Genomic DNA, 23,314 nt, shown 5'->3' on the forward strand with positions numbered 1-23,314 from the left:
ATGGCCCTCAACCCCACAGCTAGGCAGTTGTCGCTGCTGAAAAGCCTGATCTTTTTGCTGGCGCTGCTGCCGTTTGCCCGCATGGTCTGGCTCACGTACACGGGGCAACTGGTGGAGCCGCTGGAATTCATCACGCGCGGCACGGGTGACTGGACCCTGTATTTCCTGTGCATCAGCCTGGCGGTCACGCCCTTGCGGCGCTTTACGCAGTGGAATTGGCTGATCAAGCTGCGGCGCATGCTGGGCCTGTTCGCCTTTTTCTACGCGGCGTTGCACTTCACCACGTTTTTATGGTTCGATCACTTTTTCGATGTGCAGGAAATGTGGAAGGATGTGCTCAAGCGGCCATTCATCACGGTGGGGTTTATTGCCTTCGTCTTGCTCATTCCGCTGGCCGTGACGAGCACGAACGGCATGGTGAAACGCCTGGGGGGCAAGCGCTGGCAGTGGCTGCACCGGCTGATCTACATCATCGCGCCGCTGGGCATCTTGCACTTCTGGTGGATGAAGGCGGGCAAGCATAATTTCGCGCAACCGATCCTGTTCGGCAGTATCGTCGCGCTACTGCTGTTAATGCGCGTTTATTTCGCCTGGAGCAAGCGCGAGAAAAGCGCCAGGGCGGCCAAGGCTGCCACCCCGGTACGCTCGACTTAGGTTGCCGGCACGATCACCGGTGGCGGCGGCACGGGCGCCGGTTCGACCGGGCCTTTGGCTGGCGCACCCTTGGCCGCTGGCGGCTTGGGCAGGTACAAAGGACCGGGCTGGCCGCAGCCGGCCAGGATGCTAGAAACCACAATGGCGGTGCCGATATAAAACGCTGAGGATGACTTCACGATTAGAATCACGGTTTGATTAAGATCTTTGGAGTGTAGCATGAGCGAATCGGAATTCCTGGCCCTGGCCGAAGCCACCCTGACCCAGATCGAGGCGGCGCTGGACCGGCTGAACGATGAAGACGTGCTCGACGTCGAATGCAGCCGCAGCGGCAATGTGCTGGAAATCGAGTTCATCGACAACGGCACGAAAATCATCGTCAACAGCCAGGCCCCCATGCGCGAGATGTGGGTGGCCGCCCGTTCCGGCGGTTTCCACTACAAGCGCGTGGGCGACGAGTGGATCAACACGCGCGACGGCTCGGAACTGTTTGCGGCCCTGTCGGCCATGGCCAGCGAGCAGGCGGGCGCGGCGGTGGTCCTGAAGTAATTGTTTTAGCCGCGCGCAATAAAAAAGGGCAGCCTCTTCAGGCTGCCCTTTTTGCATCAAACGATCTTAAAACAACTCGTTCTTCACGGCTTCTTTCGCTTTCTCTTCCTCCGGCGTGCCGCGCGCCGCGCCTTCCAGGCTACCGACGCCCGTGCCCGGTGGATTTTCCGCATAGTAATACTCGTCGCCCACGTGGATCAGGCCTTCCGGCACGGCGCGCTCCTCGACGGGAATGCTTTTCAGGGCTTTCGCCATGTAGCTGATCCAGATCGGCAAGGCCAGGCCGCCGCCCGTTTCCCGGTTGCCCAAGTTGCGCGGCTGGTCGTAGCCGATCCAGGCGATACCGACCAGCTTGGCCTGGTAGCCGGCGAACCACGCATCGATGGAATCGTTGGTGGTACCCGTCTTGCCGGCCAGGTCAGGGCGCTTCAAGGCCATGGCTTTATTGGCTGTACCGAAGCGCACGACGTCGTTGAGCATGCTGTTCATCATGAAGGCGTTGCGCTCGTCGATGACCCGGTTGGCTTCCTCGCCCGCCAGGTCCGGCTTGGCTTGCGACAAGACATTGCCATCGCTATCGGTCACCTTGGCGATCAGATACGGGTTGATCTTGTAGCCGCCATTGGCGAACACGGCATACGCACCCGCCATCTGCAGCGGCGTCACGTTGCCGGCGCCCAGCGCCAGGGTCAGGTAGGGCGGGTTCTTGTCCGCGTCAAAGCCGAAGCGCGTCGCGTATTCCTGGCCATATTTGGCGCCGATCTTGTGCAGGATGCGGATGGAAATCATGTTTTTCGATTTCATCAAGCCCTTGCGCATGGTCATCGGGCCATCGTATTTGCTGTCGTAGTTCTTCGGTTCCCACGCCTGGCCGCCCGTCTGGCCCGCGTCGAACGAGATCGGCGCATCATTGATGATGGTGGCCGGCGACAGGCCCCGTTCCAGCGAAGCGGAATAGATGAAGGGCTTGAAGGCCGAACCTGGCTGGCGCCACGCCTGCGTGACGTGGTTGAACTTGTTGCGGTTGTAATCGAAGCCGCCCACCATGGCGCGGATGGCGCCGTCGGTCGTGCTGGCCGAGACGAACGCCGATTGTACTTCCGGCATTTGCGTCAAGACCCAGGCGTTGCCTTCCTGCATGACGCGGATCACGGCGCCGCGCTTGATGCGGCGGTTCGGCGCCGCTTTGTCCGACAGCCAGGCCGCGCCGAAGGTCAGGCCGGGGCCGGTAATGGTGATTTCCTCGCCAGCCGAGGTGACTGCCTGGAGGGACTTGGGCGACGCCTGCAGCACCATGGCGGCGATGATGTCGTCGCTGTCCGGGTGGTCGGCCAGTTCCGTCTCGATCGCGTCATCCGCTTCGGCCTTGGTTTTCGGAATCTCGATATACGCTTCCGGGCCGCGGTAGCCGTGGCGTTTCTCGTAATCCATCACACCCTTGCGCAAGGCGATGTAGGCGGCGTCCTGGTCGGCCTTGGTGATGGTGGTGTAGACGTTTAGGCCGCGCGTATAGGTGTCTTCCTTGAATTGCTCGTAGACCAGCTGGCGCGCCATTTCCGATACGTATTCCGCGTGCACGCCGAAGGCGCTGCTGTCGGTTTTCACTTTCAGCTCTTCATTCTTGGCTTCCGTGTATTGCTCCGGCGTGATGTAGCCCAGCTGCGCCATGCGCTGCAGGATGTATTGCTGGCGCATGCGCGCGCGTTTCGGATTGACGACGGGGTTGTAGGCCGATGGCGCTTTTGGCAAACCGGCCAGCATGGCCGCTTCGGCCACGGTCAGGTCCTGGATGTTCTTGCCGAAATAGATTTGCGCGGCCGAGGCGAAGCCGTAGGCGCGCTGTCCCAGATAAATCTGGTTCATATACACTTCGAGGATCTGGTCCTTGCTGAGGTTTTTCTCGATCTTCCAGGCCAGCAAGACTTCATACGCCTTGCGTTTCAGGGTCTGTTCGCTGGACAGGAAGAAATTGCGCGCCACCTGCTGCGTGATGGTCGACGCGCCTTGCTTGGCGCCGCCCGTCAGGTTGTGCAGGGCCGCGCGCGTGATGCCCAGGTAATCGACGCCGCCATGTTCATAGAAGCGGTCATCTTCGATGGCCAGCACGGCTTTCTTCATGACATCGGGAATATCCTTGATGTGCACCATGTTGCGGCGCTCTTCGCCGAATTCGCCGATCAGCACGCTGTCGGACGTGAACACGCGCAGCGGCATCTTGGGCTTGTAATCGGTCAAGGTATCGAGCGCCGGCAGGTTCGGATAGGCCATGGCCAGGCCAAAGACCACCAGCAAGACGCCGACGATGCCCAGGCCCAGCAGCGATGCCAGGGCCATCAGCAGGAAACGTTTGGGTTTGCTGCCCTTGGTGGGCGGCTTCGAGCCAGCGGGGCCAGCGGATTTTGAAGATGTCATGCGTCGTATGTCTTTCGGTTAATTATGCCGGCCAATTATAAGCGAGCTTGCCGGGGTGGCAGCGCGCCGTGGCGCTTGCCTGGGGGACAGTCGAAACTTGCCGATACTCTATATAAGCGTGTATTGGCTCGCTGGCAACCAGGATTTGGTAACAATTATTCTGCGCCAGATCACGGCCCGGCCAGATAGGCGCCGCGCGCAGCAGACGCCGGCGTGAAATCCATTTACAAGCCAGCGCTGCCGGGACTAGGCTTTCGGATGGCAGGAATCCCTCCCACGCTGACGTTTCTCCATGAAAAACATATCCATCAGCAATTTTCTTGGCATCGGCTTGCTGGGCGTCGACATCGCGGACGATGCCGTGCGCGTGGTCGAGTTGCGGCGCCGGCGTGGAAAACTGTCGTGCCGGCATTGCGGCGCCGCCGCGCTGGCGCCCGGCGTGCTACTGGAGGGCAATGTCGAAGACATGCAGGGCCTGGCCGACGCCTTGCGCCAGGCTCAGCGCGATAGTGGCAGCGCCTGCACGCGGGTGGCGCTGGCCATGCCGGCCACGGCCCTGATCACGCATGCGATCCGCTTGCCCGCCGGATTGCCGGAAGAACAGCTGGAAATCCTCGTGGAACTGGAAGCGGCGCAATACATGCCGTTCGCGCTGGAAGACGCCAGCCTGGATTTTTGCATTCTCGGCCCCGCGCCGCCGCTGCCCGGCACAACAGGCAAGGAAGTCGACGTGCTGCTGGTGGCGGCGCGGCGCGCCAGCGTGCAGCGCCGTCTCGATGCGGCCACGGCGGCGGGTTTGCTTGCCGTCGTCATGGATAGCGAGGCGCTGGCCTTGCAGGCGGCGCTCGCCCAAGGTGGCTGGCAAGCCTTGCCCGACGGTGGCGAGGCCTACCAGCTGGCCTGGGGGCTGGCCATGCACCGGTACGCCCGATGACGGGCCGGGCGCCAGTGCAGCGCATCAACCTGTTGCCGCATCGCCCCGCGGCACGGCGCAGACGTATTCAGCTGCTGCTGTGGCAACTGGCGGGCGGGGCGCTGCTCGGCTTGCTGCTGGCCCTGGCGGCAGGCGCCTGGCTGCGCCAGCAGCTCGACGCGCAACTGGGCCGCCAGGAGAGCTGGCGCAGTGCCATGCAACAAGTCGATGCCGTGCTTGTCGCTGGCCGGCGGGTGCAGGGAGAGACGGCGGCGCTGCTGCTGCGCCAGCAAGCCATTGCCAGTTTGCAAGAGCAACGTAATGCCTGGGTGCGCATGCTGGACGCGCTGGCGCGGGCGATGCCGGCCGGCGTGGCCTTGCACAGTGTGCGCCAGGAAATGGCGATGGTGCGCTTGCAGGGGCAGGCTGCGTCGCAGGACAAGGTCGCGGCATTGCTGCTGGCGCTGGAGCAGGCGGCGCCCTGGTCCCGCCCGGAAGTGTTGGAAGTGCGCGGCGTGGCCGATGGCGCCGTGGAATGGACGATACGGCTGGCTTTGGCACCCGATGGGCAATCTTAGTGGTGGAGGTCGATCATGCTGAGCTTGAAAACCGCGTCGCTGTGGCCGCTACCCGCGCGCCTCGCTTGCGCCGCCCTGGCCGCTACGCTGGTGGCCGCGCTGCTGCACGCCGTGTGGCTGGCTGGGCTGATGACTGCCGTGCAGACGGCGCGAGGCGAGGAGGCCCGCTTGCGCGCCACTTATCTGTCGGCGCAGGCCAGGGCGCAGCAGTTGCCGCAATGGCGCGCACAGCAGCGCCAGGCCGGCGCCGAGCTGGCCCTGCTGGAGCAGCAATTGCCTGACCAGCAGGCGATGGCGCAGCTGTTGACGCAGATTAACGCCGCAGGCCAGTCGCGCGGCCTGCATTTTTCGCTGTTCAAGCCCGGTGCGGCCCAGCCGCAAGCGCCGTACGTCGCCTTGCCGATCGCCATACAGTTGCGTGGCGGCTACCACGCCATGGGCGCGCTGCTGGCGGATTTGGCGGGCCTGCCGCGCATCGTCACGGTGCATGAACTGGCCTTGAACCTCGGCAAGGATCGCATGCTGACCCTCGATGCCGTGCTGCACGCGTATCGCTTGCCTGAAGCGGGGGAGCGGGCGGCGCAAGCGGCATTGCCTCCAAAGACCAGCGCGCCCGCAGTGACACCAACTTGGCGCCCGCTTGCCGCTGTCGCGCCGTATCCCTATGCGGCGGCCGCCCTGGCCGATCCGTTCAATGCATTGCCGCCAGCGCCCGAGTCCGGTCAGCGTGGCGGCGTGGCGGGGCCTGATCCGCGGCGCATGCGCGAAGCGCTGGAAAGCGTGGCCTTGCCGGCCATCAGCATGGTCGGCAGCGTGCAGCAGGACGGCCGCCTGAGCGCACTGCTGCTGGCGGGCCAGCGCGTGTACCGGGTGGCAGTGGGCCAGTACCTGGGGCAAGACCACGGCGTGGTGACGGACATCAGTGAACGGGCGCTGCAGTACCGTGAATTGCTGCGCGAGGCGGATGGCCCCTGGCGCGAGCGGCGCGGCAGCCTGGCCTTGCAGGTGGCGGGGGCGGGGCCGAAGGCCAGCTTGCCCGAGGCGGCGCCGTGAGGCCGCGCCGCATGTTCTGGGCCGCCGTGCTGTGTCTGCATGCCAGCAGCCTGGCCCAGGATGCCGTCGTGAACGTGACGGCGCCGCGTCTGTATGCGGGCGACAAAATCTCCGTTGATTTCCAGAACGTGGGCGTGCGCGCGGCCCTGCACATCCTGGCCGATGCGTCCGGGCAAAACATCGTCGCCAGCGACAGCGTGGCGGGCAACGTGACCCTGCGCCTGCGCGACTTGCCGTGGGACCAGGCGCTCGACGTGCTGTTGCTGGCCAAGGGCCTGGAGATGCGGCGCAATGGCAACGTGCTGTGGATCGCGCCGCGCGAGGAAATGCTGGCGCGCGAAAAACTGGAGCTCGAAACGCGCGCCCAGATCGCGGAACTGGAACCCTTGCAGTCGGCCATCTTCCAGCTCAATTACCAGAAGGCCGAAGCGTTTCGCAGCGTATTCGGCCTGGATGCGGGGGAAGGGCGCAGCCGGCTGCTGTCGCGCCGTGGCAGCGTGCTGATCGAGCCACGCACGAACCAGCTGTTCGTCACCGACGTACCGGTGCGCCTGGAGCAGATCCGTCAATTGATCGCGAAGACGGATATTGCCACACGACAAGTGATGATCGAGGCGCGCATCGTCGAGGCAAACGACAGTTTCAGCCGCAACCTGGGCGCGCGCCTGGGTTTTACGGACCAGCGCCTGGCGGCGGGCCAGCTGCCCGGTTTTTCCCTGGGCGGTAGCGGACGCCGCGCGGCCATCGGCGGCAGCTACCAGGGCGTGGGCGAGGCGACGGGGCAAACGGTGGCAGGCAGCGGCGCCTTCGTGCCGAACACGCAATTCGTCAACTTGCCGGCCGCCAGCATCAATGGCTTGCAGCCGGCCAGTTTTGCCCTGAGCCTGTTTTCGGCGGCCGCCAACCGTTTTCTGAACCTGGAACTGTCCGCGCTGGAAGCGGACGGCCGGGGCAAGATCATTTCCAGTCCCCGCGTGGTGACGGCCGACAAGGTGCTGGCGCTGATCGAGCAGGGCATCGAGTTGCCCTACCAGGTGGCCACCAGCAGCGGCGCCACGTCGATCACCTTTCGCAAGGCGAACCTGCGCCTGGAAGTGACGCCGCAGATCACGCCGGACGGCAACGTGGTGCTGGAAGTGGACGTCAACAAGGATAGCGTGGGCCAGGAAACGCGTTCCGGCTTTGCCATCGACACCAAGCACGTGCGCACGCAAGTGATGGTGGAAGACGGCGGCACGGTGGTGCTGGGCGGTATTTATCAGCAATCCGAGCGGGGCACGGACAGCAAGGTGCCGCTGCTGGGCGACATCCCCGTGCTCGGTGTTTTTTTCCGCAGCACGGGCCGCAGTCAAGAAAAAACGGAACTGATGGTGTTTATTACGCCGAAAATAGTGGCAGATCGGCCAGCAACACGTTAATGTCACATCTTTACGTTTAAGTAACAATGCAAACGAAAGCGGACTGATGGCGACTATGCGGAATGTATCTTTGAGCAACACTTATTGGAGTCGGGTAGCGAATTGGCTGGTCTTGCTGGTGCTGGGCGCCTTGCTGGCCGCGTGCGGCGGCGGTGGCGGCGATCCGACCATCGATGGCGGCAGCAGTGGTGGCAATGGTGGCACGTCGGCAGGCGTTCCAGCGACGGTCAGCGTCAGCTTGCTTAATGCGAATGGACAGGCCAGCAATACCATCAGCAGCAGTGTGCCGCTGACGGCCAGTGCGGTGGTGCTCGACAAGAATGGTGCCGGAGTCTCAAATGCATTGGTCACCTTTGCGGCAGACAATGCACTGGTCCTGTTTACGCCAGATATCGGTACTGCACTGACGGATGGCAAGGGTGTGGCCAGTGTCACTATGCGTCCGACTGGCATTGCCGCGAGCGGCGCTGGCACGCTGACGGTCGCTGCCGTCAAAGATGGCGTGACGGTCAGCGGCAGCACGAACTTTGTTGTTGGTGCTACCAGCGTCGTGTTCGGCGAATTGACGTTGTCGCCGGCATCGATCAGTGCTTATGGCACCTCACAAGTCTCGATAGATGTCCTGTCCGGTGGCGTGAAATACACGAACCAGAGCATCGCGGTCAATTTCAGTTCGACTTGCGTGACCGCAGGCAAGGCGACGCTTGCCAGCGTCGTGCAGACAGTCAACGGCAATGCCAGTGTCGGATACCGCGATCAGGGCTGCGGCATGAAAGATACGATTACGGCATCGGCCAGCGGCATTGCCGGCAGCCGCAGCGCCGCCTTGACGGTTGAAGCGCCCAAGGCCGCGTCGATCCAGTTCTATGCCGCCGATCCTGTCGATAAATCCATCGTCATCCAGGGCGAAGGAGGCTTGTTGCGCAAGGAAACCGCCACCTTGAAATTCCGCGTCTTCGATATTTCGGGCAATCCGCTGGCGGGACGCGAGGTGGTCTTCGAGAAAGCGGATACGGCCGCCAACGTAACATTGAATCTGGCCACAGGGATCACCGATGTCAATGGTGAAGTGACCACCACTGTTAATTCCCGCAACACGCCGTTGTCCTTCCGTATCAAGGCGACGCTGAAAGGACAGGATATTTCGACCTTGTCCGATTCCATCGTCGTCACCACGGGCGTGCCTGTCCAGCGGGCCTTTTCACTGTCGATGAGCGATAGCAATCTGGAAGGCTTGACGCTCGATACCAACGGCAACGTGCCATCGGCATCGGTCATGGTGGCGATCGGGGACAAGTTTGGCAACCCGGTTGCCGATGGCACGCCGGTGGTCTTCCAGAGCAATGTGGGTGTCGTGGGCAGTTCCAGCAAGGGCGGCTGCAACACCCTGAATGGCGCGTGCTCCGTCGATTTCCGCGCGCAGGATCCGCGCACGCCGATACCGAATCTGCCGGCCACCGTGTGCAACGGCCCCCTGGGCAGCAGCGACTTTACGCGTGCCGGCGTGGGAACGATTTGCGCCAGCACCAGCGATGGCAGCGCCACGCCCATCTTTGACCGCATCGGTTTCTACATGAGCGGTAGCGTGCCAGGCAAAGTTTTCCTGAATGGCGGCACGGAGCTGACCCAGGGAATGAATGTGAATGACCTGGGTTCGGTGGGCAGGACCGCGTCGAAAGTCTTTACCCTGCAGATTAACGATATCAATGGTAATCCGATGCCTAGCGGTACGACTATCGAAATTAGCAACATTGTAGGTGCGTCCGCTGGTGGGGTATCGCCTTCCAGTGTACAGAAAATCTTCCCCAATGTTGCCACTCAGACCGTGCCCTACCAAGGAACCAGCCATATCGTTACCATCGGCAGTACTGTGGCGCCGACGTGCACGGCACCCAATTTCGCCACTTTCAATATTAATGTAGCAACTCCACATTTACGAATGACCAGCTATCCGTTTAAACTGACGTTCACATGCCAATAATGGAGTCACAGGGCGACAGTGGCAAGACAGGGTTGTCGCCTGAGTGAAATGCAAAAAGTGTCCGAAATTTCCAACAGTAATATTTTTCTTGTCGGCCTCATGGGCGCAGGCAAAACCACGATCGGGCGCATCCTGGCCCGCAAGCTGGGCTTGCGCTTTGTCGATTCCGACCACGAAATCGAGGCACGCACGGGAGCGACCATCCCGTGGATCTTTGAAATCGAGGGCGAAGCCAGCTTTCGCCGGCGCGAGGCCGAGGTTATCCGCGACCTGAGCGCCCAGCAAGGCATCGTCATGGCCACGGGCGGCGGGGCCATCCTCAATGCCGACAGCCGCGCCTACCTGAAGGAACGGGGCACGGTCGTCTACCTGCGCGCCAGCGTCAGCAACATCCTCGCGCGCACCAGCCATGACAAGAACCGCCCCCTGCTGCAGACGGCCGACCCGCGCAGGAAGCTCGAAGAGCTGACGGCGCAGCGCGAGCCCCATTACATGGAAGTGGCCGACATTGTCATCGACACGGGCCGTCCTAACGTACAATCGATGGTCCAGACCATCCTGATGCAGCTGGCCAGCCTCGAATGCGAAGCTTCGCCCAACTGCGTCATTCATGCAGAGCCTTCGATGAACGAGCAATCCAAAATGTTGTTGAGCGTAGACCTCGACGAGCGCAGTTATCCGATCGCTATCGGTCCCGGCCTTTTGGCCGACGCCGATGCGCTGCTGCGCCATATCAGCGGCCACAAGGTGGCCATCGTCACCAATACCACCGTCGCGCCCCTGTATCTGGGCCGCCTGCAGGCGGCGCTGGCCAGCGATGGCCGCGAAGTGATCTGCATCGTCCTGCCGGACGGCGAAGAATATAAAAACTGGGCCAGCCTGATGCAGATCTTCGACGCGCTGCTGGCCAATAAATGCGACCGCAAGACTACCCTGGTGGCGCTGGGCGGCGGCGTGATCGGCGACCTGACCGGCTATGCGGCCGCCAGCTACATGCGCGGCATCGGCTTCGTGCAGGTGCCGACCACCCTGCTGGCGCAGGTCGATTCCTCCGTCGGCGGCAAGACGGGCATCAACCACCCGCTGGGCAAGAACATGATCGGCGCCTTCTACCAGCCGCGCGCCGTGATTGCCGACACCTCGACCCTGGAAACCCTGCCGGCGCGCGAGCTGTCGGCCGGTCTGGCTGAAGTGATCAAGCATGGCGCCATCATCGATGCCGCGTTTTTCGACTGGATCGAAGCGAACATGGGCAAGCTGATGGCGCGCGACAAGGGCGCCTTGGCCTACGCGATCGCCCGCTCGTGCGAAATCAAGGCCGACGTGGTACGCCAGGACGAACGCGAAGGCGGCTTGCGCGCCATCCTGAATTTCGGCCACACCTTCGGCCACGCCATCGAAGCGGGCCTGGGCTACGGCCACTGGCTGCATGGCGAAGCCGTCGGCTGCGGCATGGTGATGGCGGCTGACCTGTCCTGCCGCATGGGCTATATCGACCAGGCGGCCGTCGAACGCGTGCGCAAGCTCGTCGCCGCCGCCGGCCTGCCCGTCAAGGCGCCGGACCTCGGTGTCGCGCGCTGGCTGGAATTGATGGAGGTCGACAAGAAGAACGAGGGCGGCGCCATCAAGTTCATCCTGTTGAAACCCCTGGGCAGCCCGAGCATCACGTCCGCGCCGCACGAACTGGTGCTGGCCACCCTGGCCGCCGGAGTGGCTTGATCATGATGCCCGAAGACTTCCTGGCTCCGTATGCGGCCCACTCGGCACAGGGGCAGGGACGTCGCTTTGCCGAGGCGCCGCACGCCTCGCGCAGCCAGTTCCAGCGTGACCGCGACCGCATCATCCATTCCTCGGCCTTCCGCCGTCTCGAATACAAGACCCAGGTATTCCTCAACCACGAGGGAGACCTGTTTCGCACGCGCCTGACGCACAGCCTGGAAGTGGCGCAAGTGGGGCGTTCGATTGCGCGCAACCTGCGCCTGAACGAAGACCTGGTGGAAGCCATCGCGCTGGCGCATGACCTGGGCCACACGCCGTTCGGCCACGTGGGCCAGGACGTGCTCAATGAATGCATGCAGGCGCACGGCGGCTTCGAGCACAACCTGCAAAGCCTGCGCGTGGTCGACACGCTGGAAGAGCACTACGGCGCCTTCGATGGCTTGAACCTGATGTTCGAGACGCGCGAAGGCATATTAAAACACTGCTCGCTGGCGCATGCGCGCGAACTGGGCCCGGTGGCACAGCGCTTCATCGACCGCACGCAACCGACCCTGGAAGCGCAGCTGACCAACCTGGCCGACGAAATCGCCTACAACAGCCACGATATCGATGATGGCTTGCGTTCCGGCCTGATCACCATCGCCCAGCTGGAAGAGGTGGAATTCTTCGGCCGTCTGTGGCGTGAGGTGCAGCAGGCGTTTCCCGGCCTGTCGGGCCGGCGCGCCATCTACGAGACCCTGCGCCGCCTGATCACGGCCCTGGCCGACGATCTGATCGTCACCTCGACGCAGCTCATTGCCGATGCCGCCCCGCGCGATGTGAACGAAGTGCGCGCCAGTGCCCCGCTGATCCGTTTTTCGGATGCCATGCGCAAGGATGCGACGGAACTGAAACGCTTTTTAAGGGCGAACCTGTACCGCCATTACCAGGTCAACCGCATGCGCGTCAAAGCGAGCCGCATCGTGCGCGAACTGTACGACAGCTTCATGGCCGAACCTGCCCTGCTGCCGCCCGACTATCAACTCAAGGATGGCGACGTCACGCACCAGGCGCGCAAGATCGCCGACTACATCGCCGGCATGACGGACCGCTACGCGATCCGCGAGCATCGCCGGTTGTATTCGCTCGACGAGCTGTAACGGTCACTGCGGGCACTGACATGCTCGCGTGACGCTGCGTGTCGGGTTACGCCGTGCCGGCTAACCCGACCTACCAATACAGGCGGTCATGGGGAATCGGACGTAGGTCGGATTAGGCCGCAGGCCGTAATCCGACAACATTGCTGGCGCGGCGCCGTTACTCCGCATTGTCGATCCTGTCAATTGGCATGATCATCTAGGTCCCCGCACTATCACCCCAATACCCCCGCAGCGCCTTCTTTTCTATCATGGCAGCAAGTCAACAAGGGCTTGCCGCCCATAGTCAAGGAGAGTGTCATGATTGAATCGCGCCGCAGTTTCTTGCGCGCCTTGCCAGCCGTAACCATCGGGGCGGCCATCGCGCCGCTGCCCGGCAAGGCGGACACCAAGGGCGAAGGCGGCCAGCGCTGGGCGATGGTGGTCGACGTGCAGAAGTGCATCGGCTGCCAGGCTTGCACGGTCTCCTGCATCATGGAAAACGCCGTGCCGGAAAACAGCTTCCGCACCGTCGTCTCGACCTATGAAGTCAAGGAAGAGAACCGCTGCGGCACTTACATGCTGCCGCGCCTGTGCAACCACTGCGCCAATCCCCCCTGCATTCCCGTCTGTCCTGTGGGCGCCACCTTCCAGCGCAAGGATGGCGTCGTCGTCGTCGACGGCGACCGCTGCGTGGGCTGCGCCTACTGCGTGCAGGCGTGCCCGTACGACGCGCGCTTCATCAACCACGAAACGGGCAAGGCCGACAAATGCACGTTCTGCGCGCACAGGGTCGATGAAGGCTTGCTGCCGGCTTGCGTGGAAACCTGCGTGGGCGGCGCGCGCATCTTCGGCGACCTCAATGACCCGGAAAGCATGGTGCATCAGCTTCTGACCGAGAACAAGGTGAAGGTGCTCAAGCCCGAGCAGGGCACCCAGCCCCACGTGTTTTACCTGGGACTGGACACACGCTTCGCCGGCCACGTCGAAGGCGAAGCGACTCTTTGGCAACCGAGCAAACACGGGAAATAAACCATGGACAGCCACATCACCGAAATTGTCAACGTCACGCGCGAAGCGGCATGGTTGCCGTGGGCGGTGCAGTATTTTTTCCTCATCGGCCTCAGTTACGGCAGCTTCATGCTGACCCTGCCGTACTTCGTTTTCGGCCGCAAGGCGTATGAACGCCTGGGGCGCATCGCGCTGCTGGCGTCCCTCGTCTGCGGCATGACGGCGCCCGTGGCGCTGCTGGCCGACTTGCACGGGCCGGGCCGCTTCTACCACTTCTATATTTACTTCCAGCCGCAATCGTGGATGTCGTGGGGTTCGTTCTTCATTCCCCTGTATCTGGGCTGTCTGATGCTGTACGCGTGGCTGGCGCTGCGCGTGGACTTTTCCACACGGGGGCAGGGGCAGGATCGCCTGGCCTGGGCCTACCGCCTGCTGGGGCGCGGTGGCGCCGCATCGCGCAAGGCCATCGTCACCGCCGCCGCCTTCACCTTGCTGGCCGCCTTTGTCGTGGGCCTGTACACGGGCATGGAAGTAATGGTGGTACGTGCCCGCCCCCTGTGGTTCACGCCTTTCCTGCCGGCGCAATTTGCCGCCACGGCATTCGTGGGAGCGGTGGGCCTGGCGCTGCTGTTCAACCGTTTCCTGCCGGGCCGCGACCAGGCCCTGGAAGTATCGCTGAACCGCGCGCTGGCCCTGTCGCTGGCGCTGGTGCTGGCGCTGGGTGGCGGCTGGCTGTTCGTGAGTCTCTCTGGCGTGAGCGCCAGCCACAGCATGGCGTTTACCCAGGTGGCCGGCATGCCGCAATGGCAGTTCACGGCCGTCTGGGCCGTGCTGTCGGCCATCGTACCGATGGCCCTGGCCATCTGGCGCCCGGCCACGAGTGGCCTGGTCAACGGCCTGATCGCGCTGCATAGCGCCTGGATGATGCGCTGGACGATTTTCATCGGCGGCCAGACGATCCCGAAAACGGGCGCCGGCCTGTATGACTACCACCTGCCGATGGGGAACGATGGCTTGATGGGGATTATCGGCACGGCCGGCCTGTGGATCGCGCTGCTGTTGCTGATGCTGGAATTTTTGCCATGGGCCGGACGCATGCTGCGCAACCGTCCCGCCATGGCCACGCACTGAGGAGTCAAAATGAACGAGCGCACAAACAACGACGACCGCAACGACGTCCCTGAAGACGAAAACGAAAAACGCCGCAAGCTGCTACGCTACGGTGCCATTGGCGGGGGCCTGGCCGCCTTTGCCGCCAGCTTTTCCACCACGGCCGGCCGCATGGTCGACCACGCGCTGGGTAAAGATAAACCCGTGCAGAAACTGCATGGCAATTCCCTGCCGCCCGAGTTTTCCGTCGACACGGCCACGGGCAAGCTGACCGTCAATCCGGACCAGCAGGTCAGCTACACCATGTGCATGGGCTGCACCACGTTTTGCGGCGTGCGCGTGCGCCTGGATAAAAAAAGCGGCAAGGTGCTGCGCGTGGCGGGCAACCCGTACAGCCCCCTCTCGGCCGATCCGGCGCTGCCATATCAAACCTCGATCCGCGACAGCTTTGTCTCGCTGTCGCGCTTCCAGGAAAAGGGCTTGAAAGGCCGTTCGACGGCTTGCGGCCGCGGCAACGGCGTGCTGGAACAGATGGAGTCGCCATTCCGCGTGCTGGCGCCCATGAAGCGTGTGGGACCGCGTGGCGGCGGCCAGTGGGAGCCGATCGCTTTCGATCAACTGGTCAAGGAAGTGACGGAAGGCGGCGACCTGTTTGGCGAAGGCCATGTGCAGGGCTTGCGCGCCTTGCGCGAGCTGGAAAAACCGATCGATCCGGCGCAGCCGGAACTGGGCCCGCAAGTCAATCAGGTGGGCTTGATGTGCAGCACCGACGATGGCCGCCTGGCGTTCGGCACGCGCTTTTTCAAGCAGTCGTACGGCAGTCTGAACCTGGTCAACCACGGCTCGTATTGCGGTGGCGCCTACCGCAGCGGCTCGGGCGCCATGTTCGGCGACATGAAGAAAATGCCGCATGCGAAAGTGGACCTCGAAAACACGGAATTCTGCATTTTCGTCGGCACGGCGCCGGGCAATGCGGGCAACCCGTTCAAGCGCCAGGGCACCCTGATCGCCAAGGCCCGTTCCGGCAAGCGCGAATTCAGCTACGTCGTCGTCGACCCCGTGCTGACGAACGCGGACAGCCTGGCCGCGGGCGACCGCAGCCGCTGGGTACCGATCAAGCCGGGCACGGACGGCGCGCTGGCCATGGCCATGATCCGCTGGATCATCGAGCACGAACGCTATGACCGCAACTTCCTCGTGCAGCCGAACCTGAAGGTGGCGGAAGCGGCGGGCGAAGCCGCCTGGTGCAACGCCACGCACCTGATCATCAACGAGAAGGGCCATCCACGCGACGGCCGCTATCTGCGCGCGTCGGACATCGGCGCCGTGGAATTGACGGAAGAAGAGCGCTACAAGGATGGCGACGCCTACTGCGTGATCGACGCCGCCACGCAAGCCATCGTGACGCACAATGCGGCCAAGGGCGAGGCACGCCTGTTCTTCGACGGCCCGCTGGACGTGGCTGGCGCGCCGCTGCACCTGAAGACGGCCATGACGATGCTCAACGAAGAAGCGCAGCGCCACAGCATGGATGAATACTCAAGCGCCTGCGGCATCGGGCGCGACATCATCGAAGGCCTGGCGCAGGAACTCACCAGCCATGGCAAGCGCGCGGCCGTCAATGCGCACGGCGGCATGATGTCGGGCGCGGGCTTTTACAACGCGTACGCGCTGGTCATGCTCAATACCCTGATCGGCAATTTGAACCGCAAGGGCGGCACCCTGGTCAATGGCGGCAGCTTCAAGGATGCGGGACCCGGTCCCCGTTACAACCTCGAGAGTTTCGACGGCGAAATCAAGGCGGCCGGCATGCCGATCGGGCGCAATGTGCCATATGAAAAAACCTCGGAATTCAAGCTGAAGAAGGAAGCGGGCAAGGCGTATCCAGCCAGGGCGCCGTGGTATCCGAACGCGCCCGCGCTGGCGACCGAGTGGCTGACCAGCGCCATGAATGGCTACCCCTACACCTTGAAGGCGCTGATCCTGTGGAGCTGCAATCCCGTCTACGGCATCACGGGCTTGCGCGCGCAGATTGGCAAGGAGCTGGCCGATCCGAAAAAGATTCCCCTGATCGTCGCCATCGACCCTTTCATCAATGAAAGCTCGGCGTTTGCCGACTACCTGCTGCCCGATACCTTGCTGTATGAAAGCTGGGGCTGGGCCGGCGCCTGGGGCGGCATGCCCGTCAAAATGAGCACGGCGCGCTGGCCCGTGGTCGAACCGCGCGTGCAAAAAACGCCGGACGGCCAGACCATCTGCATGGAATCGTTCTTCATCGCGCTGGCAAAAACGATGGCCTTGCCCGGCTTCGGTCCGGACGCCTTGCAAGACACGGATGGCCAGCGCTTCCCCCTGCAGCGCGCGGAAGACTGGTATCTGCGCGGCGGCGCCAACATCGCCTGGCAAGGGAAAACGTCCGTGCCTGACGCCAGCGACGACGACATCGAGCTGTCCGGCGTTGCGCGCATCCGCCCCGAACTGGAACGCACCCTGAAGCCGGAAGAGTGGCGCAAGGTGGCCTTCATGCTGGCGCGGGGAGGGCGCTACCAGAGCTATGGCGAGATGTTCGGCCTGCGCCTGCCGCCGCCCGCGAACCCCAAGGCGCCGGCTGCTCCCGTGCCGGTGATCGACGAGACGCCGTATCCGCAGGACTGGTCCACGCACCGCTATCTGAAGCCGATGATGCTGTACAACGAAGGCCTGGGCGTGAGCAAGAACAGTTTGAGCGGCAAGCGTTTTCCCGGTACGCCCGCGTGGAGAGTGGCGGCGTTTGCCGACGGCACGCCCGTACGTAAAACCTATCCGGCCAGCGAATGGCCGTTCGAGTTGATCAGTTTTAAATCCGCGCTGCAAAACTCGTACAGCATCGGCGCGCGGCGCTTGCGCGGCATCCATCCCGACAACCCGGTCGCCGTGCATCCTGACGATGCGGCGCGCTTGAAGCTGCAAAATGGCGATGAAATTTACCTGGAGACGCCGGGCGGCAAGGCCAGGGCCACGGTGATGCTGCGACACGGCGTGCAGCGCGGCGTGATCGCCGTGGAACACGGTTTCGGCCACAAGGAGCACGGCGCGCGCGCCCACCGCATCGGCAAATCGCGCCAGCCCGACGAGCCAGCAATCGGCGCCGGCATCAACCTGAATGACCTGGGGCTGACGGACCCGAGCCGCGGCGACAAGAACGTGTTTGTCGATCCCGTCTCGGGCACGTCGGTGCGGCAGGGACTGCCGGCGCGGATTATCCCAAGGTCGTAACGGCTGGGGTCAGACCCGGCGGGTCTGACCCCGGTTAAATCTCCCCACTGGCCATCAGCAGCCGGGCCACCTCGGCCGCTGAGTGCAAGCCCAGTTTTTCCATCGTGTTATGGCGGTGCACCTGCACCGTCTTGTCGCTGATGCCCAGTTCGCGGGCGATGACTTTCGAGGCTTTGCCTTCGGCCATCAGCAGCGCCACTTCGCGCTCGCGCGCAGTGAGCCTGGCCAGTGCCGTTTGCGCCGTATTCGCGCTGGCGGCGCTGCGGCTTTCTGCCACGCTGCGGGCCACGGCGCGCGAGACGGCGTCCAGCAATACCTGGTCCTTGCACGGTTTTTCCAGAAAATCGCAGGCACCGGCCTTCATCGTTTGCACGGCCATGGCCAAGTCGCCGTGGCCACTGAGGAAAATCACAGGCAGCGCGATCGCATGGCGCGACAATTCCTGTTGCAGCTCCAGCCCGCTCATCAAAGGCATGCGCACGTCGAGCAGCAAGCAGCCAGGCGCCTGACCCTCGTAGCGCTGCAGGAAATCGCGCGCCGATTCGAACGTCTCGACTTGCCAGCCGGCCGAATCGAACAGATAGGCCAGCGAGCGGCGCATGGCGGCGTCGTCGTCGACGACAAAGATGATCGCATCGCTTTCACTCATGGTGTTTCCTTTTGTATTTCCTTGTGCGCTTCCATATGGCTATCTTCGGGCAGGCGGAACCAGACCGTCAAGCCCGGCGCATCGGCGTTGGCGTGTGCCGACAGGCTGCCGCCGAACGATTCGATGATGCTTTTGCTGAGGGACATGCCCAGGCCCAGGCCTTCGGCCTTGGTGGTGAAAAATGGTTCGAACAATCGCGCCATCTGCGCCGCATCGAGGCCGCAGCCGGCGTCGCGCACGGCCACCGTGCAGGCGCCGTTTTCACGGTGCAGCAGCACGCCGATGGAGTGTGCGGGATTGTCGCTTTCCACCTGCGCGTCGAGCGCATTTTTCAATAAATTGAGCAGCACCTGCTGCACTTGCTGCGGGTCGGCCAGCACGCGCGGCGCAAGCCTGGCGCTGTCGTGGCGCCAGTCTATCCTTGCCTGTGGATGGGCCGCGCGGAACAGCGATACGGCTTGCTCCACGGCGTCGGCCAGGGCGAAGGCGGTGCTGTGCGCGGGACGCTTTTGCGCCATCGCGCGGATGTGGCGGATGATGGCGCCCGCGCGCTCGCTTTGCGTGGCGATTTCCTGCGCGCCGTCGAGCAGGGGCGCCGCGTCGAGCCGGCCCGCCGTGATGCGGCGCGCCATGCCGCGTGCGAAATTGCCGATGGCCGCCAGCGGCTGATTCAATTCGTGCGCGATGGCGCTGGCCATCTCCCCCAAGATCGCCAGGCGCGCCGTGTGGTCGAGCGTGGCCTGGCGCTGGCGCGCCTGCTCTTCCAGCGCGCGCTGCTGGTGCTGGGCCGCGCGCAATTGCTCCGTGCGCCGGCTGACCAGGTATTCCACGCGCACCGTGTGCACGGCCCAGGCCACGAGCAGGGCCAGCACCAGCAGCATCCAGCCCCAGTAGCGGCGCAGCGCCGTCTCGAACGTCAGCTTGTCCAGATAGGCGTAGGGGCCGATGCGCAAGTCGCGGAACAGTTCATCGACGATCTGGTAATCGCTGGGCACCGTCCAGCTATAGCCTTCTTCGGTGCGCGGCATGGCCAGCAGGGCCTGCGCCACTTTTTTTGCCAGCGCGGGCGGCGTCTGGCGCAGGGCGACGAAGGGCCAGTCCGGATACAGCCGCGACGAGCTGGCGCAGCGAAAGCCGGGTATCGGGCGCGTGGTGATCACGCGCAGTTCCTCGGCGCGCACTTCACCGCGCGTCACCATCTGTTCCAGCAAACAGGTGCGCACGATGCCCGCATCCATGCGCCCCGCACGCACGGCGTCGATGATCTGCTGCGAGGGAAAACCGCTGTAGCGCAGGCTGGCAAAATCGTGCGCGGGATCGATGCCCGCTTCGCGCAGTTCGCGCGCGGCGATCTGGTAGCCGCCAAAGGCGTCGGGCGCCACGGCCATCACATTCTTGCCCGCCAGGTCGGCCAGGTCATGCAAGGGCGACGCGCTGCGCACGACGATGGCCGAACCGATGGCCTGGCGCGGCGAGTCCGTCCACGGCGATTCCAGGGTGGCGATGCGGCTGGCGCCGTCGCTGTGTTCCAGCGTCACGTAATGGCCGCTGCTGGTGATGGCAAAGGCGATCGCTTGCGACTGCACGGCGCGCGTCAGGCCGGCCTGGTCGTAGTCGGCCAGGATGAAACGGATGCCGGGAATGCTGGCCTGCAGGTGGCGCGTCACGTACGACCAGTCCTGCTGCACGGCGTCGCCGCCCTTGTAGGCCAGCACGCCGATGCGGACCTCTGGTAGCGCCGTGTCGGCATGCACTGGCGCGAGCAGGAGGGCCAGCGCCAGTAGGACAAGCCTGCGCACTAAAACATGCTGCGCTGCGCCGAACGCGCATCGCCGAACAGCTCCAGCAGCAGTTTTTTGATGGGGGCGGGCAGCGGCGCGTCCGCGATTTTCGCGCCGTCGTACCAGACGTGCGTCGCTTCCCCTGCCAGCGCCAGGCGCCGCGCCAGGGTGATGCGGCAGGGGACGATGTGCAGCTTGTAGTGCGTGAAGACGTGCACGATGGGCAGCAATCGCTCCTGCGATTCAATCTCGCCGAACGGCGCCACGGCGCGCGCCAGCGCATCCTGGTCGATGTCGCGTGGAGAGTCTGCATCGGCCAGCATGTGGCCATCGAGTTCGGGCAAGGACAGCAAGCCGCCCCAGATGCCTGAACCGGGACGCTGTTCCAGCAGCACCTGGCCATCGTCGATGACGACGAGCATGACAGCGTGTTTTTCCGGGCTGGTTTTCTTCGGTTTGCGCACAGGCAGATCCTTGGTGCGGCCGGTGGCGTAGGCCACGCAGCGCGGCTGCAAGGGGCAGCGGCCGCAATCGGGGCTGCTGCGCGTGCACAGGGTGGCGCCGAAGTCCATCAAGCCCTGCGTGTAGGCTTCGATACCGGTTTCAGGCAGCAGCGCTTCGGCGCGGCGCCACATGGCTTCCTCGACCCGTTTTTCGCCCGGATAGGCGTCGATGCCAAACGTGCGCGCGAAGACGCGCTTGACGTTGCCGTCCATGATGGCCGCGCGCGTGCCGCTGGAAAACGCGGAGATGGCGGCGGCCGTCGAGCGGCCGATGCCGGGCAGGTCGGCCAGCAGGACCGGGTCGCTGGGAAACACGCCGTCGTATTCGGCCACCACGCGCTGCGCGCACTTGTGCAGATTGCGCGCCCGCGTGTAGTAACCAAGGCCGCTCCACTGCGCCATCACGTCTTCGACGGGCGCGCTAGCGAGGTCGCGCAAGGTGGGGAAGCGTTCGAGGAAGCGTGCGTAGTAGCCGAGCACGGCGGTGACCTGCGTTTGCTGCAACATGATTTCGGACAGCCAGATCAGGTAGGCATCGCGCGTGTTTTGCCAGGGCAGCGCGTGGCGGCCATGCTGCTTTTGCCAGGCGATGACGGTGGCGGAAAAAGTCGGATCGATATAGTCTTCAAAAGACGCCGCGCCTGTGGCGGGCGAGAGCGGATGCAGCAAACGTTTCATGCAGAGTTTCCAGTGTTTTTTTGTTAGGTCGCGCTGGCCGCGCGCAAGGTGGCCAGCAATTGCGCCAGTTGCGCCTTGTCGCGTTCGAGCGCCGCCAGGCTCGCCTCGAAGCCGGCGATTTTCTGTTCCAGGCTGCCCGTGGCGTCATGGATGCGCTGGATCGAGGCAAAGCGCAGTTTCAGCTGTTCCTTGTATTCGACGATCTGCGCTTCCAGGGGCGCCATGATGACTTTCAGCCAGGCGCTGGCGTCGTCGTTGGCGTTGGTGAAGCTGCGTCGCACGCGCGAGGCGATGGTATCGAAGAATTTTTCCATCAGCACGACGCGGCTGGTGGTGAGCAGGGTCGCCGTGCCGAACTGCTTATGGTAGACGGCTTCGATATCGGCGATCTCCTGGCGGTAGCGGGCCAGCGAAAACGGCATCGGCAAGGCCAGCGCCAGGCCATGTTCGGAAGCGAATTTGCGGTACATCACGTTCATCATTTCCGTGATCTCGGCCGTCTTGCCCTCCGAGCGGTCCAGGTTGCTGGCGATGCGCTCGAAATACTGGCGCACGGCTTCGCGCAGCCCCGTGAAGAAGCGGCTGCGCTGCATGGCGGCGCGCACGCCGTCGATATCGTCGCGCACGATGTCCATGCCCAGGCTTGTGTACAGCTCCGTCGACAGGCGGGTAAACACGGCGCGCGTGGCCTGCAGCTTGAACAGGCTGCTGTCGAATTCCTTTTTCTCGATATCGATGCGCCGCATCATGTGCGCGATCACGCTCTGGTTCTTGCCACGCAGGCTGTGCAGCTCGTGCAGCTGCTCGGCAATGCCGCGTGCGCGGGCCGCCGCCTGCACCTGCTGCGCCGCTTCGATGGCGTCCAGGTCGAACGCCAGCTGGCGCCGGATGATGTCCTTGCGCGCGGGGATCAGCTCCTCGAACAGGGCCGTCTCCAGCGCCTGCAGGCGGCTCTTTTCCAGCAGCGCCGCATCGTGGTTGATCTTGCCCACCAGGGCCTTTTGCGCCGAGACGGGAAACACCTGGCCAGGGTCCAGTGTCAACAGATGCGCCACGCTGGCTTGCTGGCGTTCGATCGCCTGCGCCACCTCGGCATCGCCGCGCAATTCGTCCCACATGCTGTCGATCTTGTTGAGCACCACCAGGCGCCCCGCGCCGGCGCCGATATGGTTGCGCCACACCTCGATGTCGCTGCGCGTGACGCCCGTGTCGGCCGCCAGGATGAACAGCACCGCGTGCGCATTCGGAATCAGGTTTAGTGTCAGTTCCGGTTCCGTGCCGATGGCGTTCAGGCCCGGGGTGTCGAGGATGACCAGGCCCTGTTTCAGCAGCGGATGAGGGAAGTTGATGATGGCGTGGCGCCACATGGAGATTTCCACCTGGCCGTCCTCGTCGAGCATGGCGGGGGCGTCCGCATCGTCGGCGTCGTACAGGCCGTAGCGCGCCGCTTCTTCGACGCTGACTTTTTTCGTCAGGCTGACCTGGCGGATGGCGTCCTGCATGTCGTCGCCCGCCTCGATGTTCAGGGGCAGGACGGTCCAGGCGGCGGGCAGGTCGCGGTAGTCGCTGGTCGACAGGTTTTGCGCGCGCGTCTCGATGGGCAGCAGCCGGATCGATGGCGGCCAGGCCGCGTCGTACAGCAGCTCGGTGGGGCACATGGTGGTGCGGCCCGCGCCCGAGGGCAGGATGCGCTGGCCGTAGCCGGCAAAGAAGATGGCGTTGATCAGCTCGGATTTGCCGCGCGAGAATTCCGCCACGAAGGCGACGGATAAACGGTCGTCGAGCAGACGGGAACCACAGCGCGCCAGGCGCAGCGCGGAGGCGCCGTCGACCAGGCCCGCCGCGCTGGCGGCTTGCCGGTATGCCTGCAAGGCGGCCTGCACATCCTGCCGCCATGCGCTGTATTGTTCCAGGTCTCTGACCATCTGCTCCCCT

17 protein-coding genes and 1 pseudogene are annotated in these 23,314 nt (G+C 63.9%); 12 read left to right on the top strand and 6 right to left on the bottom strand.

Annotated features, from left to right (window positions below; genetic code table 11):
• Window positions 1-654 (top strand): sulfite oxidase heme-binding subunit YedZ, encoded by a 654-nt coding sequence (locus KO539_RS15035; RefSeq protein WP_219310382.1) that lies wholly within the window; start codon window positions 1-3, stop codon window positions 652-654.
• Here the strand turns inward: KO539_RS15035 and KO539_RS30220 are convergent.
• Window positions 651-875, bottom strand: coding sequence for a lipoprotein (locus KO539_RS30220; protein ID WP_225242993.1), 225 nt, complete (start codon window positions 873-875; stop codon window positions 651-653). The genes KO539_RS15035 and KO539_RS30220 overlap by 4 nt on opposite strands.
• Here KO539_RS30220 and cyaY point away from each other — a divergent pair.
• Window positions 874-1,203 carry an iron donor protein CyaY gene (cyaY, locus tag KO539_RS15045; RefSeq protein WP_099401300.1) on the top strand — a complete coding sequence of 110 codons (330 nt, stop codon included), beginning with the start codon at window positions 874-876 and terminating at the stop codon, window positions 1,201-1,203. The two genes, KO539_RS30220 and cyaY, sit on opposite strands and share 2 nt — an antisense overlap.
• 66 nt (window positions 1,204-1,269) lie before the next feature.
• On the opposite strand, the gene KO539_RS15050 is transcribed toward cyaY, so the two are convergent.
• The gene (locus tag KO539_RS15050; protein ID WP_035824043.1) at window positions 1,270-3,615 is read right to left on the bottom strand and encodes a penicillin-binding protein 1A; all 2,346 of its coding nucleotides are present in this window, start codon (window positions 3,613-3,615) and stop codon (window positions 1,270-1,272) included.
• 292 nt (window positions 3,616-3,907) lie between these two features.
• On the opposite strand from KO539_RS15050, the gene pilM reads away from it, so the two are divergent.
• From pilM to KO539_RS15100, 10 genes and pseudogenes are all read left to right on the top strand, one after another.
• Complete coding sequence (gene pilM / locus KO539_RS15055; protein ID WP_219310384.1) at window positions 3,908-4,549, top strand: pilus assembly protein PilM; 642 nt, start codon at window positions 3,908-3,910, stop codon at window positions 4,547-4,549.
• On the top strand, window positions 4,546-5,106 hold the full coding sequence (locus tag KO539_RS15060) for a PilN domain-containing protein (protein WP_219310385.1): 561 nt from the start codon (window positions 4,546-4,548) through the stop codon (window positions 5,104-5,106). The genes pilM and KO539_RS15060 overlap by 4 nt, the downstream gene beginning before the upstream one ends.
• A gap of 15 nt (window positions 5,107-5,121) precedes the next feature.
• Complete coding sequence (locus KO539_RS15065; protein ID WP_219310386.1) at window positions 5,122-6,159, top strand: pilus assembly protein PilP; 1,038 nt, start codon at window positions 5,122-5,124, stop codon at window positions 6,157-6,159.
• A 92-nt stretch (window positions 6,160-6,251) separates the two neighbouring features.
• Window positions 6,252-7,577 (top strand): annotated as a pseudogene (locus KO539_RS15070) (type IV pilus secretin PilQ); the annotation flags it as partial.
• 118 nt (window positions 7,578-7,695) lie between these two features.
• On the top strand, window positions 7,696-9,558 hold the full coding sequence (locus tag KO539_RS15075; RefSeq protein ID WP_374106418.1) for an Ig-like domain-containing protein: 1,863 nt from the start codon (window positions 7,696-7,698) through the stop codon (window positions 9,556-9,558).
• A gap of 99 nt (window positions 9,559-9,657) precedes the next feature.
• Complete coding sequence (gene aroKB, locus KO539_RS15080) at window positions 9,658-11,277, top strand: bifunctional shikimate kinase/3-dehydroquinate synthase AroKB (protein ID WP_374106419.1); 1,620 nt, start codon at window positions 9,658-9,660, stop codon at window positions 11,275-11,277.
• Window positions 11,278-11,279: 2 nt separating this feature from the next.
• Entirely contained in the window at window positions 11,280-12,416 is a 1,137-nt protein-coding gene (locus KO539_RS15085) for a deoxyguanosinetriphosphate triphosphohydrolase (protein WP_219310389.1), read from the top strand.
• Between the two features lie 297 nt (window positions 12,417-12,713).
• Window positions 12,714-13,424, top strand: a complete 711-nt coding sequence (gene dsrO, locus KO539_RS15090) for a sulfate reduction electron transfer complex DsrMKJOP subunit DsrO (RefSeq protein WP_219310390.1) — start codon at window positions 12,714-12,716, stop codon at window positions 13,422-13,424.
• Between the two features lie 3 nt (window positions 13,425-13,427).
• Window positions 13,428-14,534, top strand: coding sequence for an NrfD/PsrC family molybdoenzyme membrane anchor subunit (nrfD, locus tag KO539_RS15095; RefSeq protein ID WP_219310391.1), 1,107 nt, complete (start codon window positions 13,428-13,430; stop codon window positions 14,532-14,534).
• 9 nt (window positions 14,535-14,543) lie between these two features.
• Entirely contained in the window at window positions 14,544-17,768 is a 3,225-nt protein-coding gene (locus KO539_RS15100; RefSeq protein ID WP_219310392.1) for a molybdopterin dinucleotide binding domain-containing protein, read from the top strand.
• A 34-nt stretch (window positions 17,769-17,802) separates the two neighbouring features.
• On the opposite strand, the gene KO539_RS15105 is transcribed toward KO539_RS15100, so the two are convergent.
• The 4 genes from KO539_RS15105 to KO539_RS15120 are packed head-to-tail and all read right to left on the bottom strand — an operon-like array spanning window position 17,803 to window position 23,304.
• Window positions 17,803-18,417 carry a response regulator transcription factor gene (locus KO539_RS15105; RefSeq protein WP_219310393.1) on the bottom strand — a complete coding sequence of 205 codons (615 nt, stop codon included), beginning with the start codon at window positions 18,415-18,417 and terminating at the stop codon, window positions 17,803-17,805.
• The gene (locus tag KO539_RS15110) at window positions 18,414-20,216 is read right to left on the bottom strand and encodes a sensor histidine kinase (protein ID WP_219310394.1); all 1,803 of its coding nucleotides are present in this window, start codon (window positions 20,214-20,216) and stop codon (window positions 18,414-18,416) included. The genes KO539_RS15105 and KO539_RS15110 overlap by 4 nt, the downstream gene beginning before the upstream one ends.
• Window positions 20,216-21,379, bottom strand: a complete 1,164-nt coding sequence (mutY, locus tag KO539_RS15115) for an A/G-specific adenine glycosylase (protein ID WP_219310395.1) — start codon at window positions 21,377-21,379, stop codon at window positions 20,216-20,218. The genes KO539_RS15110 and mutY overlap by 1 nt, the downstream gene beginning before the upstream one ends.
• A 23-nt stretch (window positions 21,380-21,402) precedes the next feature.
• Window positions 21,403-23,304, bottom strand: coding sequence for a dynamin family protein (locus KO539_RS15120; RefSeq protein ID WP_219310396.1), 1,902 nt, complete (start codon window positions 23,302-23,304; stop codon window positions 21,403-21,405).
• Window positions 23,305-23,314: the final 10 nt, after the last annotated feature.

It is taken from the genome of Janthinobacterium sp. NKUCC06_STL (assembly GCF_019345455.1).
Classification (GTDB): Bacteria; Pseudomonadota; Gammaproteobacteria; order Burkholderiales; family Burkholderiaceae_D; genus Janthinobacterium; species Janthinobacterium rivuli.

Coding starts and splice junctions, on each gene's coding strand:
- dsrO (WP_219310390.1), top strand. CDS start 12,714: ATGATTGAATCGCGCCGCAGTTTCTTGCGCGCCTTGCCAGCCGTAACC.
- KO539_RS15060 (WP_219310385.1), top strand. CDS start 4,546: ATGACGGGCCGGGCGCCAGTGCAGCGCATCAACCTGTTGCCGCATCGC.
- KO539_RS15065 (WP_219310386.1), top strand. CDS start 5,122: ATGCTGAGCTTGAAAACCGCGTCGCTGTGGCCGCTACCCGCGCGCCTC.
- KO539_RS15120 (WP_219310396.1), bottom strand. CDS start 23,304: ATGGTCAGAGACCTGGAACAATACAGCGCATGGCGGCAGGATGTGCAG.
- KO539_RS15085 (WP_219310389.1), top strand. CDS start 11,280: ATGATGCCCGAAGACTTCCTGGCTCCGTATGCGGCCCACTCGGCACAG.
- KO539_RS15100 (WP_219310392.1), top strand. CDS start 14,544: ATGAACGAGCGCACAAACAACGACGACCGCAACGACGTCCCTGAAGAC.
- pilM (WP_219310384.1), top strand. CDS start 3,908: ATGAAAAACATATCCATCAGCAATTTTCTTGGCATCGGCTTGCTGGGC.
- mutY (WP_219310395.1), bottom strand. CDS start 21,379: ATGAAACGTTTGCTGCATCCGCTCTCGCCCGCCACAGGCGCGGCGTCT.
- KO539_RS30220 (WP_225242993.1), bottom strand. CDS start 875: ATGCTACACTCCAAAGATCTTAATCAAACCGTGATTCTAATCGTGAAG.
- KO539_RS15035 (WP_219310382.1), top strand. CDS start 1: ATGGCCCTCAACCCCACAGCTAGGCAGTTGTCGCTGCTGAAAAGCCTG.
- aroKB (WP_374106419.1), top strand. CDS start 9,658: ATGGGCGCAGGCAAAACCACGATCGGGCGCATCCTGGCCCGCAAGCTG.
- cyaY (WP_099401300.1), top strand. CDS start 874: ATGAGCGAATCGGAATTCCTGGCCCTGGCCGAAGCCACCCTGACCCAG.
- KO539_RS15050 (WP_035824043.1), bottom strand. CDS start 3,615: ATGACATCTTCAAAATCCGCTGGCCCCGCTGGCTCGAAGCCGCCCACC.
- KO539_RS15105 (WP_219310393.1), bottom strand. CDS start 18,417: ATGAGTGAAAGCGATGCGATCATCTTTGTCGTCGACGACGACGCCGCC.
- nrfD (WP_219310391.1), top strand. CDS start 13,428: ATGGACAGCCACATCACCGAAATTGTCAACGTCACGCGCGAAGCGGCA.